The sequence below is a fragment of the Rathayibacter sp. PhB152 genome, assembly GCF_003751395.1.
Lineage (GTDB): Bacteria > Actinomycetota > Actinomycetes > Actinomycetales > Microbacteriaceae > Rathayibacter > Rathayibacter festucae.
This window is the reverse complement of sequence record NZ_RJUT01000007.1, coordinates 37,073-51,186: the sequence shown is the minus strand read 5'-3', so window position 1 is coordinate 51,186 and position 14,114 is coordinate 37,073. Positions and strand designations below refer to the sequence as shown.

Genomic DNA, 14,114 nt, shown 5'->3' with positions numbered 1-14,114 from the left:
AGCGGGCCGGAGCGACCCGTTCCGATCGCGCACAGGATGCGGCGGGCGTCCCGAGTCAGGAGCCGAGCAGCGCGTGCGCGACGGTGAAGATCACCAGGCCGGCCAGCGAGCCGACGACGGTGCCGTTGATCCGGATGAACTGCAGGTCCTTGCCGACCTGGAGCTCGAGCTTCTCGGAGGTCTCCTGCGGGTCCCAGCGGCCGATCGTCTCGCCGATGATGCTGGCGATGTCGCCCCGGTAGCGGTCGACGAGGTTCGCCGCGACGGTGCCGATCCAGGTGTCGACGGTCGAGGCGAGCGCCTGATCGGTCGAGAGCCGGCGGCCGAGGTCGACGACGATCGACTCGATGCTCGCGCGCAGCGGGCTCTCCGGGTCGTCCATCGCGCCGAGGAGCGACGACTTCGTCGACTCCCAGGCGTCCCCGGCCAGCTCGCGCACCCGGGGGCTGTCGAAGGCGCGGTTCTTGATCTCCTCGACGCGCATGATCAGGTCGGGGTCGCTGCCGAGGTCCTTCGCGAGCGTCGCGAGGTAGCCGTCCACCGCGATCCGGAAGGGGTGACCCTGGTCGTCGCGGATCGTCTCGACGAGGACGAGCGCCTCGCGGTAGAGCCGCTCGTCGACCGCGCGACTGACCGCGGAGGGCAGCCAGCTGGGGAGCCGGCCGCTGACCATCCTCGTGAAGCTCTCGGGGTTCGCGATCAGCCAGGCCTCGGCCTGCTCGACCAGCGTGTCCACGAGTCGGCGGTGGTGCCCCGCCTCGACGACGCTGCCGACGAGCGAGCCCAGCGGCGGGCCCCACTGCGGGTCGAGCAGGTGGCGCCGGGCGAGCGCCTCGATCACGCGCTGCACGTCGGAGTCGTCGAGCAGCGCGATCGTGGAGCGGACCGCCGCCGCGCTCTCGCCGCCCACGCGGTGCGCGTTCTCGGGCTCGGCGAGCCAGAGCCCGGCACGGCGGGCGATGCCGAAGGAATCGAGCTTCTCGCGGACGATCGCGCCGCGGAGGAAGTTCTCCTCGACGAACTGCGCGAGGCTCGCGCCGATCTCGTCCTTCTTGGTCGGGATGATCGCCGTGTGCGGGATCGGCAGCCCGAGCGGCCGCCGGAAGAGCGCCGTCACCGCGAACCAGTCCGCGAGCGCGCCGACCATGCCGCCCTCGCTCGCCGCGCGCACCCACTGGAGCCAGGGGTAGCGGTCCTGGAGGGCGAAGGACACGGCGAACACGATCGCCATCAGCACCAGCAGCCCGGTGGCGAGCCGCTTCATCGCGACGAGGGCGGCGCGCTTGGCCTCGTCGTCGCGCCCGGCGGAGGTGCCGCCGGCGGAGGTGCTGACGGCGCTCGTGCTGCTCGTCGTCATGACGAGGCGGGGAAGCCCTCGTGGCGGATGCCCCAGGCGACGCTCCACTCCTCGCCCGGCTCGAGCCAGCGCAGGCCCTGACCGGAGTTGAGCGCCTCGGCGGGCGCGGTCATCGGCTCGACCGCGATGGCGGTCTTGACGTCGTCGCCTTCGGGGAAGATCCGGGTGATGAAGACCTGGATGAAGTTGTGCGAGGCGTCGGCCCAGAGCAGCACGCGGCGACCGTCGTCGGCGCGGAGGCCGTGGACGCTCTCGCCGTCGACGATCGTGACGTCGGCCCAGGCGTCGTCGAGCTCGAGCTCGCCGATCCGGCGTCCGCGGCGGAGGTCCCACTCGGTGCCGTCGACCGGGCTCTGACCCGTGGGGTTGAGCCGCTCGTCGACCTCGATGTGCACCGCCGCGTCGACCGTGATCTCGAGCTCGTCGGTCGGGACGTCGCCGATCGCGAGGAACGGGTGCGTGCCGATCGCGACCGGCGCCTCATCGGCGCCGACGTTGACGACGCGGTGCACGACCTTCAGGCCGTCGGCCTGCAGCTCGTAGCGGACCGTGGTCTCGAGGTGGAACGGGTAGCCCGCCTGCGGGACGACGGGCGCGGCGAGCTCGACGAACGACGGGCCCTGCTCGACGACGCGGTAGGAGGCGCTGCGCAGCAGGCCGTGGATCGCGTTGTGGTACTTGGGCTCGGTGATGTCGAGCTGCTGGGTGCGCCCGGCGTGGTGCCAGCGGCCGTCCTTCACGCGGTTGGGCCAGGGCATCAGGACGATGCCCGAGCCGAACGGCGGGACGACGGTCTCGGGGTATCCGGCGGTGATCTCGACGCCGTCGACGGAGAGGTGGCGCAGCCCTGCGGCCACCTCCGTGACGACGGCGTGCAGGGTGCGTCCCTCGGCGGTGAGGTCGAGGGCGAACTGGCGCCCGGTTGCGGGGGCGGGAGTGAAGTCGGCCATCCCTGAATCCTACGGACCGGCACCGCCGTCGGCCTGCGGACCGGGCCGGAGCGTGCCGCAGCGGGTGACGGCGAGGCGCGCCGCCTCGAGCCGCCCCATGACGGCGTCGCCCGCGGCCGCACCGGTGAGCAGGCGGTCGAACTCCTCGGTGCCGGCGACCCGGCCGAGGTCGACGACGCCGAGCTTGCTCGAGTCGGCGACCACGACGCGGCGGGTGGCCGCGTGCAGCATGCGGCGCTTGAGCGTGGCCTCGGGCAGGTTCACGTTGGTCACACCCGCCTCGGGATGGACGCCCGTGCAGCCGACGAAGACGACGTCGGCGCGGATCCGCTCGAGCACCTCGGAGGCGAGCGGCTCGACGAGGGAGTGCTGCAGCGGGCGCAGGGTGCCGCCGGTGACGACGACGGTGAAGCGCGGGATGGCGGGCTCGAGCGCGAGGGCGATGCTGAGGCCGTTGGTGACGACGGTGACGTCGCGGAGGTCGTCCCGCGCCACGAGTGCGTGGGCGATCGCGAGCGTCGTGGTGCCGACGTCGAGGATCACGCTCTCGCCGGAGGCGACCGAGGCGGCGGCCTCGCGGCCGATCGCGGCCTTCTCGTCGGAGGCGGAGGCGAGGCCCTCCTCGAACGAGCGCTCCCCCGAGCGCTCGCCGGTCGGCACGGCTCCCCCGCGGACGCGCTGGACGGTCCCCTCGCCGGCGAGCCGATCGAGGTCGGAGCGGACGGTGACGACGGAGACGCCCAGGCGGTCGGAGAGGTCCGCGACGGAGACGAAGCCCTGCTTCTCGGCGAGCAGCCGCATCTCGAAGCGGCGCTCGAGCGCCGAGCGGCTCTCCTGCTCCCCGTCCGTCCTCATCGCTCCATCGTGTCCTTCGCGCCATCGACTTGTCAAAGAGAAACCACGCTTTCCTTTCCGAAGGTCGCGGTCTATCGTGGGCGGTGCCATGAACGAAGCGATCCCCCTCTCCGCCGGCGTCGTCAAGCGCCCGCACGTCCTCGCCGACGGCCGTGACCTCATCTACTTCGATGACGCGGACACGTCCCTCCCTCCCGAGCGCTCGGCGGATGCCCGCGATCTCGATCCCCGCCCCGCGACCGCGCGCATGCGCCAGGACGTCCTCACCGGGGAGTGGGTGTCGATCGCCGCCTCCCGGCAGAACCGCGTCTTCCTGCCGCCGGCCGAGCTCGACCCGCTCGCCCCCGCCTCGCCGACGAACCCGTCGGAGGTGCCGAGCGTGTACGACGTCGCCGTCTTCGAGAACCGCTCGCCGTCCTTCGGACCGCTGCTCGAGGACGAGGACGCGCCCGCGTCCCTCGAGGACCTCCGGACGCTCGGCCTCGGCCGGACCCTGACGAGCGTCGGCCGCTGCGAGGTCGTCTGCTTCAGCCCCGAGCACGAGGGCTCGTTCGCGACGCTCTCCGCCTCGCGGGCCCGCACCGTCGTCGAGGCGTGGGCCGACCGCGTCGCCGCGCTGTCGGCCCTGCCCGGGGTGCAGCAGGTCTTCCCGTTCGAGAACCGCGGAGAGGCGATCGGCGTCACCCTGCACCACCCGCACGGCCAGATCTACTCCTACCCGTACGTCACCCCGCGGACGACGCGGCTGCTCGCGTCGCTCGACGCCTACGGTCCCGGGATGTTCGCCGACATCCTCGCCTTCGAGCAGGCCGGCGAGCGCGTGCTCGTCCGCGGCGAGCACTGGACGGCCTTCGTGCCCTTCGCCGCGCGCTGGCCCATCGAGGTGCACGTGCTGCCGCACCGCCACGTCGCCGACATCAGCGAGACGACGCCCGAGGAGCGCGACGAGCTCGCCGTGGTCTACCAGCGGCTCCTGCGCGGGATCGATGCGCTCTACGACTCGCCCACCCCCTACATCTCCGCCTGGCATCAGGCGCCGGTGCACGAGCGGCGCGACGAGGTGCGGCTCATGCTGCAGATCACGTCGCCGCGCCGCGCCGCCACCAAGCTCAAGTACCTCGCGGGCAGCGAGGCGGCGATGGGCGCCTGGATCGGCGACATCGCCCCCGAGACGAGCGCCGCCGCCCTGCGCGAGGCGATCGAGCGCGCCGACGCCGCCACCCTGGCCGCCGAGACGGCCGCGAACCCCGACGCGTCGCTCCCCGCCGCCGACACCACCCCCGAGGAGAACCGATGACCACCTCCGCCTCCCTCGACGCCGTCGCCGAGCGCGCCGCGCAGGACTTCGAGCGCGCCTACGGCCACCCGGCCGTCGGCGTCTGGGCCGGACCCGGCCGCGTCAACCTGATCGGCGAGCACACCGACTACAACGACGGCTTCGTCTTCCCGTTCGCCATCGACCGCGCCACCGCGATGGCCGTCGCGCCGAGGGAGGACCGGGTCGTCCGGATCTCGAGCGCCTTCTCCCCCGAGCACGTCGAGATCTCGCTGGACGACCTCGGGCCGGACGCGCTCGACGGCTGGTCGGCCTACCCGCTCGGCGTCGTCTGGGCGCTCAGCGAGTACGGCGTCGACCTCGGCGCGCGCTCGGGCTTCGACGCCTTCGTCGACTCCGACGTGCCGGTCGGCGCGGGGCTCTCCAGCTCGGCCGCGCTGATGTGCGCGATGGCCGTGGCGCTGAACGAGCTCTGGGAGCTCGGGCTCGACCGCGCGACGCTCGCCCGCGTGGGCCGTCGCGCCGAGAACGTCGCCGTCGGCGCGCCGACCGGGATCATGGACGAGTCCGCCTCGCTGTTCGGCGAGCGCGACGCGGCCGTCTTCCTCGACTGCCGGAGCCTGGACACCGAGGTCGTGCCGCTCGGCTTCGAGGAGGCCGGGCTGGTGCTTCTCGTCATCGACACCCGGGTCGAGCACGCGCACGCCACCGGCGGCTACGCCGAGCGCCGCGCCTCCTGCGAGCTCGGGGCGTCGACGCTCGGAGTGGAGTCGCTGCGCGAGCTGTCGGTGGAGGACCTGCCCCGCGCCGAGGAGCTCCTCGACGACGTGACCTACCGCCGCGTGAAGCATGTGGTGACCGAGGACGCCCGCGTCCTCACGACCGTCCGCACCCTCCGCGAGCAGGGACCGCGCGCGATCGGCGAGCTCCTCGACGCCGGCCACGTCTCGCTCCGCGACGACTTCGAGATCTCGATCCCCGAGCTCGACACCGCGGTCGAGGCCTCCCGCGGCGCCGGCGCGATCGGTGCGCGGATGACGGGCGGCGGCTTCGGCGGCTCCGCCATCGCACTCACCCCCGTCGAGAAGGAGGAGGAGGTCCGCGCGGCGGTCCTCGCCGCCTTCGCCGACAAGGGCTTCCGCACCCCCGAGCTGTTCCTCGTGACCGCGGCCGACGGCGCAGGCCGCGTCCGCTGACCCTCGGACCTCCTAGAAAGATCACCTGGTAGGCATGGGCGGACCATGCTGATCGAGTAGCCCGCGGAGTGGGCGTCTCGTGATCCACCACCGTCAGAACGCGAGTCTGCAGACCCGCCCTGTCGAGGGCGGTGGGTCTCGATACGCCCCTGCGGGGCTACTCGACCAGCATGAAAAGGGGCGCGGCGCGTCCTTCCCCTCACCACCGAGACGCAAGGCGGCTTCGCCGACCGATACGCCCGCGGAGCGGGCTGCTCGATCAGCAGGCTTCGCCGACCGAGCAGCAGAACGGGTCACGCCGGCGGGACGACCGGGCGAAGGCCGCCTCCGGTGACGCGGACGAGCTCCGCGGCGCTGGTCGGGTAGACGGTGTGGGCGTGGCCGGCGGCCGCCCAGACGGTGTCGTACTCGGCCAGGGCGGTGTCGACCACGGTGAGCAGCGGGGTCGGGTGACCGACCGGCGCGACGCCTCCGATGGTCTGGCCCGTCGCGGCCTTGACGACCGACGCCGAGGCACGGGTGATCTCCCCACCGAGCTCGTCGCCCAGCCAGTCGGTGTCGACGCGGTGCCCACCGCTGGTGAGGACCAGCAGCGGCGTCCCGTCGAGGAGGAAGATCAGCGAGTTCGCGATCTGGCCGACCTCGATGCCGAGGGCCGCAGCGGCGAGCGCCGCCGTCGACGCCGCCTCATCGAGCCAGCGGACCGGCGGCCGCACCCCGTGGACCTCGAGATCGGCCAGGACGCGGTCGACCGCGGGGTGGCTGCGCTCGCTCATGCGAACGACCGTAGCCGACCCCGCGGCCGGTGGAACCGCTACTTCGTGAGCGTCGCGATGTCGATGACGAAGCGGTAGCGCACGTCCGAGGCGAGCACGCGCTCGTAGGCCTCGTTGATCTGCGACGCCGAGACGACCTCGACCTCGCTCGCGATGCCCTTCTCGGCGCAGAAGTCGAGCATCTCCTGGGTCTCGCGGATGCCGCCGATGCCGGAGCCCGCGAAGGAGCGGCGCGCGGCGAACAGGGTGAAGACGTGCAGCGGCAGCGCCTCGGCCGGAGCGCCGACGTTGACCATCGTGCCGTTGCGGCGCAGGAGGCCGAGGTAGGCGTCCAGGTCGAGCGGCGCGCTGACCGTGTTGATGATGATGTCGAAGGAGTTCTTGAGCGTCGAGAACGTCTCCTCGTCCTTCGTCGCGTAGTAGTGATCGGCGCCCAGACGGAGGCCGTCCTCCTTCTTGCTCAGCGTCTGCGACAGCACGGTGACCTCGGCGCCCATCGCGTGCGCGAACTTGACGGCCATGTGGCCGAGTCCGCCGAGACCGACGACGGCGACCCGCTTGCCGGGGCCCGCCTCCCAGTGCGAGAGCGGCGAGTAGGTGGTGATGCCGGCGCAGAGCAGCGGCGCGGCGGCCTCGTAGGGGATCGACTCCGGGACGCGGAGCACGAAGTCCTCGACGACGACGACGTGGGTGGAGTAGCCGCCCTGGGTGACGGTGCCGTCGCGGTCGACGGAGGCGTAGGTGCCGGTGTTGCCCTTCAGGCAGTACTGCTCCTCGCCGGCGAGGCAGTTCTCGCACTCGCGGCAGGAGTTGACCATGCAGCCGACGCCGACGCGGTCGCCGACCTTGTGCTTGGACACCTCGGAGCCGACCTCGGCGACGACTCCGACGATCTCGTGGCCGACGGTGAGCGGGTACTGGACGGGGCCCCACTCGCCGCGGACGGTGTGGATGTCGGAGTGGCAGATGCCCGCGTAGGCGATCTCGATGAGCACGTCGTGCGCTCCGACGTCGCGGCGCTCGATCGTGGTGGGGACGAGCGGCTCGGTGGCGGAGGGGGCGGCGTAGGCGTTGACGGTCAGCATGTTTTCTCCTTCGTGGGGGCGCGCTCGAGCGGTGGTCCGGAGGGGGTGGGAACGCGAGCGCGTCTGCCCACGCTAGCGAGCCCCGGCTGGACGCCGCCCGTAGGCTCGGAGGATGCGGAGTGCGATCGACCTGAACGCCGACCTCGGCGAGGGCTTCGGCGTGTGGTCGCTCGGCGACGACGACGCGATGCTCCGGCTCGTCACGAGCGCGAACATCGCCTGCGGCTTCCACGCCGGCGACCCCTCGATCATGCTCGCCACCTGCCGCACCGCCGCCGAGCGCGGTGTGGCGATCGGCGCCCACGTCGCGTACCGCGACCTCGCAGGCTTCGGGCGACGCGACCTGCCCGTCGGCCCCGACGAGCTGCACGCCGACGTCGTCTACCAGCTCGGCGCCCTGCAGGCGATCGCGCGGGCCGCGGGCACGGAGGTGCGCTACGTGAAGCCGCACGGCGCCCTCTACAACCGCATCGTGCACGACGAGCGGCAGGCGGAGGCCGTGGTCGCCGCCGTCCGGGACACCGCTCCCGCACTGCCCCTGCTCGGCCTCGGGTCCTCCGCCGTCGAGCGGGCGGCGGCGGGCGCCGGCCTGCCGTTCCTCCGCGAGGCGTTCGTCGACCGCGGCTACCGCGCCGACGGCACGCTGGTGCCCCGCGGCGAGCCCGGCGACCTGCTGACCGACCCGGCGGCCGTCGCCGCCCGGGCCGTCCGGATGGTCCTGGAGGGCACGGTGACGGCCGCCTCGGGCGAGGAGCTCGCCCTCGACGTCGACTCCCTCTGCGTCCACGGCGACACCCCCGGCGCCGTCGCGATGGCGGAGGCGGTGCGCGCGGCCCTCTCCGAGGCGGGCGTCACCCTGGTGAGCGCTGCGCCGTGATCCCGGTGCGGCTGCTGCCCTCCGGCGATCGCGCCGTGCTGGCCGAGGTCGACGGCCTCGACGAGGCGCTCGCCCTCGCGGCGGCGCTCGACCGCTCCCGTCCCGCAGGCGTCCTCGACCTGGTCCCCGCCGCCCGGACGGTCCTCGTCGTGCTGGACGAGTCACTGCCGGTCACGACGGCGTCCCCGTGGATCCTGCGGACAGCGGAGACGACGGAGCCGACGGGGCCCGGCACCATCGGCCGCCGGCACGAGATCGCCGTCCGATACGACGGCGTCGACCTCGCCGAGGCGGCGGACGCCCTCGGCTGGACGCCCGCCGAACTGATCCGCCGCCACACGGCGACCCCGTGGCGCGCGGCCTTCGGCGGCTTCGCCCCCGGCTTCGCCTACCTCGTCGCGCTCGCCCCCTGGCCGGAGGTCGCCCGCCGCGCCGAGCCGCGCACCCGCGTCCCCGCCGGCGCGGTCGCCCTCGCAGCCGGCTACTCCGGCGTCTACCCGCGCTCCTCCCCCGGCGGCTGGCAGCTGATCGGCTCGACCGACGCGGAGCTCTGGGACATCGAGCGCCTGCCGCCCGCCCTGCTCGCCCCCGGCGACGAGGTCCGCTTCCGGGCGCTGCCGTGAGCCTGCGCGTCCTCGACCCCGGCCCCCTCGCCCTCGTCGAGGACCACGGCCGCCCCGGCCACGCCGCCGTCGGGGTCGGACGCTCCGGCGCGATGGACCGCGGCGCCCTCCGCCTCGCGAACCGCCTCCTCGGCAACGCCCGAGACGCAGCCGCCCTCGAGCTGCTCGGCGCCGGCTTCACCGCCCGCTTCGAGACCCCCACCTGGATCAGCCTCACCGGCGCCGCCGGAGCCGCGACCCTCGACGGCGCAGCCCTCGCCCGCGTCCTGCCGACGCTCGCTCCCGCCGGCTCGGTCCTGAGGCTCGGCCCCCTGACGGCGGGCCTGCGCCGCACCCTCGGCGTCCGCGGCGGCATCGCCGCGCCGCCCGTCCTCGGCTCCCGCTCCCGCGACACCCTCTCCGCCCTCGGCCCGACCCCTCTCCGCCCCGGCGACCTGCTCGCGTTCGGCACCCCCGCCGGCGAGGTCCTCCTCCCCGACTGGTGGCCTTTCGACGCGCCTCGGAACCCCGTCCTGCGCGTCCTCCCAGGCCCCCGCCTCGACCTCCTGCCCCCCGGCACGTGGCAGCGCCTCCTCGCCGGCCCCTGGCACCTCAGCCCCTCCGCCGACCGCATCGGCCTCCGCCTCGCCGGCACCCCCCTCCCCACAGGCGACGCCCCCGAACTCCCCAGCGAGGCCCTCGTCCCCGGCGCGATCCAACTCCCGCCCTCAGGCCTCCCCGTCCTCTTCGGCCCCGACCACCCGACAACGGGCGGCTACCCCGTCCTCGCCGTCATCGCCGCGTCCTCCCTCGACACCCTGGCCCACCTGACCCCCGGCGACGAGGTCCGCTTGCACTCCTGACCACCGAGGTCCGCCCACACCTCTGGTCCCTTCAACCCGGACTCCACACCGCGCCGCCCGAAGGGCGCGCCCGTCCCCCGCTGCCGGCCCCGGAGGGGGGGGGGGGGGGGGGGGGGGGGGGGGGGGGGGGGGGGGGGGGGGGGGGGGGGCGGCGGGGGGCGGGGGCGGGGGCCCCCGCCCCCCCCCCCCCCCGGCGCCCCGCCCCCCCCCCCCCCGCGCCCCCCCCCCCCCCCCGCCCCCCCCCCCCCGCGCCCCTCCCCCCGTCAGAACGGCAGCAGCAAGCAACCAGACGTCCAGCTAGCGAAGAGCCCGCTCCGCCGCCCCCACCACGTTGTGGATCAGCATCGCCCGCGTCATCGGCCCGACCCCGCCCGGCACCGGCGACAGCCACCCCGCGACCTCGGCCACCCCGGGAGCGACGTCGCCGGTCAGCTTCGCTTTCCCCGTCTCCGGATTCTCGACCCGGGTGATCCCGACGTCGAGCACCGCCGCCCCCGGCTTCACCCAGTCCGCCGCGATCAGTCCCGGAACGCCCACGGCGGCGACCACGATGTCCGCCCGCCGCACCTCCGCCGCGAGATCCGTCGTCCGCGAGTGCGTCAGCGTCACCGTCGCATCGAGCCCCTTGCGGGTCAGCAGCAGCCCGAGCGGGCGGCCGACCGTGAGCCCGCGCCCGACGACGACGACGTGCTTCCCCGAGATCGGGATCTCGTGGCGCTTCAGCATCTCGACGATGCCGTTCGGCGTGCAGGGCAGCGGGCTGTCGAGCTCGCCCTCGACGCCCAGCACCAGCCGGCCGAGGTTGGTCGGGTGCAGCCCGTCGGCGTCCTTCTCCGGGTCCATCAGCTCGAGCATCGCGTTCTCGTCGATGCCCTTCGGCAGCGGCAGCTGGATGATGTAGCCGGTCACCGAGTCCGACTCGTTGAGCTGCCGGATGGCCGCGCGGATGTCCTCCGCGGAGGCCGTGGCGGGCAGGTCGACGCGGATCGACTCGATCCCGACCTCCGCGCAGTCCCGGTGCTTGCCCGCGACGTAGGAGCGCGAGGCCGGGTCGTCGCCGACCAGCAGCGTGCCGAGACCGGGCACGACGCCCTTCTCGCGCAGCACCGCCACGCGCTCGGCGATCTCCGCCTTGACCGTCGCGGCGGTCGCGACGCCGTCGAGTACCTGTGCCGTCATCGTGCAACTCCTCGTTCGTCGGCGCTCCCGCGCCTGTCGTGCAGTAGTGCTCGGCGGGGTCCGGAGGCGCACTCGGCGCTCCGGACCCCGCCGAGCACGGGGAAGCGGTGCGGCCTACAGCCCCGGGTACAGCGGGAAGTCGTCCGTGAGCCCCTTGACCCGGGCGCGCAGCGCCTCGAGGTCGGCCGAGGGCTTGAGCGCCTCGGCGATGACGTCGGCCACGACGGTGAACTCGGCGTCGCCGAAGCCGCGGGTCGCGAGCGCGGGCGTGCCGATCCGCAGGCCCGAGGTGACCATCGGCGGGCGCGGGTCGAACGGCACGGCGTTGCGGTTGACCGTGATGCCGACCTCGTGCAGGCGGTCCTCGGCCTGCTTGCCGTCGAGCGGCGAGTCGCGGAGGTCGGCGAGCACGAGGTGCACGTCGGTGCCGCCCGTGAGCACGTCGATGCCCTCGGCCTTCGAGTCCGCGGCCGTCAGGCGCTCCGCGAGGATCTGCGCGCCGCGGATGGTGCGCGCCTGGCGGTCGGCGAACTCCTGCTCGCCCGCGAGCTTGAACGCGGTGGCCTTCGCGGCGATGACGTGCATGAGCGGCCCGCCCTGCTGGCCCGGGAAGACGGCGGAGTTGAGCTTCTTGGCGTACTCCTGCTTGGCCAGGATGAGGCCGGAGCGGGGGCCGGCGAGCGTCTTGTGCACCGTGGTGGTCACCACGTCGGCGTGCGGCACGGGCGAGGGGTGCAGGCCCGCGGCGACGAGTCCGGCGAAGTGGGCCATGTCGACCCAGAGCTTGGCGCCGACCTCGTCGGCGATCGCGCGGAACGCCTCGAAGTCGAGGTGGCGCGGGTAGGCCGACCAGCCGGCGATGAGGACCTGCGGGCGGACCTCGAGCGCCTTCTCCCGGACCGCGTCCATGTCGATGCGGAAGGTCTGCGGGTCGACTCCGTACGCCGTGGCGTTGTAGAGCTTGCCCGAGAAGTTGAGCTTCATCCCGTGGGTGAGGTGGCCGCCGTGCGCCAGCTCGAGGCCGAGGATGGTGTCGCCCGGCTGGACGAGGGCGGCGAGCGCCGCCGCGTTGGCCGTCGCGCCGGAGTGCGGCTGGACGTTCGCGAACTCGGCGCCGAAGAGCGCCTTCGCGCGGTCGATCGCGAGCTGCTCGGCGACGTCGACGTACTCGCAGCCGCCGTAGTAGCGGCGGCCGGGGTAGCCCTCGGCGTACTTGTTGGTGAGGACCGAGCCCTGCGACTCGAGGATCGCGCGCGGCACGAAGTTCTCGCTGGCGATCATCTCGAGGTAGCCGCGCTGGCGGTCGAGCTCCTGCTGCAGGACGGCGGCGATCTCGGGATCGACGACGGAGACGGGCTCGTTGAACGAGGCCGAGACACCGGTGCTGGCGGTGCTCGAGGCGGGAGAAGAGGACACGTGCGCTCCTTGGCTGCGAAACGGATGGCGTCCGCGAGGCGACGAGGCACGCTCGGGCACGCAGGACAACGGTATCCGTTCCGGCCCAGGCGAGCGGCAGGAAAAGTGTCCGGAAGAGGTCTCCGGAGAGGGTGCCGCTCCCTGATGGTCACCCATCCGAACGCCAGTCGCGACGCGGCCAGTGTAGCAACGGGCGGCCGATATCCTGAGCGGATGCAGACCGACTCCGCCGCGCCCGCTCCCGCCCGAACGCCCGCCGACGCGGCGATCGGCGGCTCCGACGACGGTCCCGGCAACCACTGGACGCTCACCTTCGCCTGCCCCGACCTGCCCGGCATCGTGCACGCGGTCTCGGGAGCCGTGGTCCAGGCCCGCGGCAACATCACCGAGAGCCAGCAGTTCTCCAGCGCCGACACCGGCCGCTTCTTCATGCGCCTGCAGGTGCAGTCGCCCGTCACCCGCGACGAGTTCGAGGCCGCGCTGCTCCCCGTCACCGAGCACTACGGCATGACCTGGCGGCTCGACGTCGTCGGCCGCCCGCTGCGCACGCTGCTGCTCGCCTCGACCGCGGGGCACTGCGTGAACGACCTGCTGTTCCGCCAGCGTGCGGGGCAGCTCGCCATCGACGTCCCGCTAATCCTCTCGAACCACGCCACGCTGCAGGACCTGGCCGGCTTCTACGGAGTGCCGTTCGAGTCGCGGGCGGTGACGTCGCCCGAGACCAAGCGCGCCTTCGAGGACCGCGTCGTCGAGGTCGTCGAGGAGCACGACATCGAGCTGGTCGTCCTCGCCCGGTACATGCAGATCCTCTCCCCCGAGCTCTGCGCGCGCCTGGCCGGCCGGGCGATCAACATCCACCACTCCTTCCTGCCCGGTTTCAAGGGCGCGAACCCCTACAAGCAGGCGCACGCCCGCGGGGTGAAGCTGATCGGCGCGACCGCGCACTTCGTGACGAGCGACCTCGACGAGGGCCCGATCATCGAGCAGAACGTGGTGCGGGTCGACCACTCGCACTCCCCCGCGCAGCTGGTCGCGATCGGGCAGGACGAGGAGAGCCGCACGCTCACCCAGGCCGTGAAGTGGTTCGCGGAGGACCGCGTGCTGCTCGACGGCGCCCGCACGATCATCTTCCACTGACCCCGGCGCTGCTCCGGCGCGCGGCGTCGAGTCGCCCGGAACGGCTGCCCGCAGGGCGGGAGACGAGCCCTCTCGGGCGACTCACCGCGGGCGGATACGATGGTCCGCGTGAATCGAGCGACAGCGGGCACTGCACGGACCGATCCGAGGGTCGGGCCGAACGACGTCCTCCGCCTCGTGCTCGAGCTGTTCGCGTTCGTCAGCCTCGGGCTGTGGGGCTTCCTGTCCTGGGATCTGCCGTGGAGCATCGTCTTCGGCGTGGGCGCACCGGTGCTGGCGATCCTGCTCTGGGCGCTCTTCCTGTCGCCGCGCGCCGTCCTCGCGATCGACCTCTACGGCCGCTCGCTGATCGAGCTGCTGATCATGGGCGCCGCCGCCCTCGCCTGGCTCGACCTCGGCCAGCCGGTCGTCGCGATCGTCTTCGGCGTGGTCGCCGTGGTGTCCGGCGTGATCTCGGGGCGCCGCACGCTGAGCTGACGGCGCGGGGCGAATGCACCTTTGCCGATCGAGTAGCCCGCGCAGCGGGCCTGAACCGGAGCCTGCAG

14 protein-coding genes are annotated in these 14,114 nt (G+C 73.5%); 7 read left to right on the top strand and 7 right to left on the bottom strand.

All coding sequences use genetic code 11. From position 1 onward, the window contains the following. Nucleotides 1–55: 55 nt before the first annotated feature. From EDF36_RS16100 to EDF36_RS16090, 3 genes are read right to left on the bottom strand one after another with little or no spacing between them, the layout of a single operon-like run. Entirely contained in the window at nt 56–1,357 is a 1,302-nt protein-coding gene (locus EDF36_RS16100) for a DUF445 domain-containing protein (RefSeq protein ID WP_123733775.1), read from the bottom strand. Beyond that, entirely contained in the window at nt 1,354–2,307 is a 954-nt protein-coding gene (locus EDF36_RS16095; RefSeq protein WP_123733774.1) for an aldose 1-epimerase family protein, read from the bottom strand. The genes EDF36_RS16100 and EDF36_RS16095 overlap by 4 nt, the downstream gene beginning before the upstream one ends. 9 nt (nt 2,308–2,316) lie before the next feature. Beyond that, nucleotides 2,317–3,162, bottom strand: coding sequence for a DeoR/GlpR family DNA-binding transcription regulator (locus EDF36_RS16090; protein ID WP_185020518.1), 846 nt, complete (start codon nt 3,160–3,162; stop codon nt 2,317–2,319). 88 nt (nt 3,163–3,250) lie between these two features. On the opposite strand from EDF36_RS16090, the gene galT reads away from it, so the two are divergent. Both galT and galK read left to right on the top strand, forming a co-directional pair. Then, a complete protein-coding gene (gene galT / locus EDF36_RS16085; RefSeq protein WP_123733773.1) occupies nt 3,251–4,459 on the top strand; it encodes a galactose-1-phosphate uridylyltransferase in 1,209 nt (402 codons plus the stop codon). After that, nucleotides 4,456–5,634, top strand: a complete 1,179-nt coding sequence (gene galK, locus EDF36_RS16080) for a galactokinase (RefSeq protein WP_123702212.1) — start codon at nt 4,456–4,458, stop codon at nt 5,632–5,634. Before galT ends, galK begins: the two co-directional genes overlap by 4 nt. Before the next feature lie 293 nt (nt 5,635–5,927). Here the strand turns inward: galK and EDF36_RS16075 are convergent, their stop codons facing one another. Continuing rightward, nucleotides 5,928–6,410 (bottom strand): YbaK/EbsC family protein, encoded by a 483-nt coding sequence (locus EDF36_RS16075; protein WP_123702210.1) that lies wholly within the window; start codon nt 6,408–6,410, stop codon nt 5,928–5,930. A gap of 38 nt (nt 6,411–6,448) precedes the next feature. After that, nucleotides 6,449–7,495 (bottom strand): NAD(P)-dependent alcohol dehydrogenase, encoded by a 1,047-nt coding sequence (locus tag EDF36_RS16070; protein WP_123702208.1) that lies wholly within the window; start codon nt 7,493–7,495, stop codon nt 6,449–6,451. A 112-nt stretch (nt 7,496–7,607) separates the two neighbouring features. On the opposite strand from EDF36_RS16070, the gene EDF36_RS16065 reads away from it, so the two are divergent. Genes EDF36_RS16065 through EDF36_RS16055 form a run of 3 tightly spaced genes read left to right on the top strand, consistent with a single transcriptional unit; the run spans nt 7,608 to nt 9,837 of the window. After that, the gene (locus EDF36_RS16065) at nt 7,608–8,372 is read left to right on the top strand and encodes a LamB/YcsF family protein (RefSeq protein ID WP_123733772.1); all 765 of its coding nucleotides are present in this window, start codon (nt 7,608–7,610) and stop codon (nt 8,370–8,372) included. Next, entirely contained in the window at nt 8,369–8,995 is a 627-nt protein-coding gene (locus EDF36_RS16060; RefSeq protein ID WP_260300751.1) for an allophanate hydrolase subunit 1, read from the top strand. Before EDF36_RS16065 ends, EDF36_RS16060 begins: the two co-directional genes overlap by 4 nt. Beyond that, nucleotides 8,992–9,837 carry a biotin-dependent carboxyltransferase family protein gene (locus EDF36_RS16055; protein WP_221181679.1) on the top strand — a complete coding sequence of 282 codons (846 nt, stop codon included), beginning with the start codon at nt 8,992–8,994 and terminating at the stop codon, nt 9,835–9,837. The genes EDF36_RS16060 and EDF36_RS16055 overlap by 4 nt, the downstream gene beginning before the upstream one ends. A 297-nt stretch (nt 9,838–10,134) precedes the next feature. Here the strand turns inward: EDF36_RS16055 and EDF36_RS16050 are convergent, their stop codons facing one another. Together EDF36_RS16050 and glyA are read right to left on the bottom strand one after the other, a co-directional pair. Then, nucleotides 10,135–11,016: a bifunctional methylenetetrahydrofolate dehydrogenase/methenyltetrahydrofolate cyclohydrolase gene (locus tag EDF36_RS16050; RefSeq protein ID WP_123733771.1), complete on the bottom strand. Its 882-nt coding sequence runs from the start codon at nt 11,014–11,016 to the stop codon at nt 10,135–10,137. A gap of 114 nt (nt 11,017–11,130) precedes the next feature. Then, a complete protein-coding gene (glyA, locus tag EDF36_RS16045) occupies nt 11,131–12,432 on the bottom strand; it encodes a serine hydroxymethyltransferase (RefSeq protein ID WP_185020517.1) in 1,302 nt (433 codons plus the stop codon). Between the two features lie 213 nt (nt 12,433–12,645). Between glyA and purU the strand changes: the two genes are divergently transcribed. Beyond that, on the top strand, nt 12,646–13,569 hold the full coding sequence (purU, locus tag EDF36_RS16040; RefSeq protein ID WP_123733769.1) for a formyltetrahydrofolate deformylase: 924 nt from the start codon (nt 12,646–12,648) through the stop codon (nt 13,567–13,569). Nucleotides 13,570–13,677: 108 nt separating this feature from the next. Further along, nucleotides 13,678–14,046 carry a YrdB family protein gene (locus EDF36_RS16035; protein WP_260300750.1) on the top strand — a complete coding sequence of 123 codons (369 nt, stop codon included), beginning with the start codon at nt 13,678–13,680 and terminating at the stop codon, nt 14,044–14,046. The last annotated feature ends 68 nt before the right edge of the window (nt 14,047–14,114 follow it).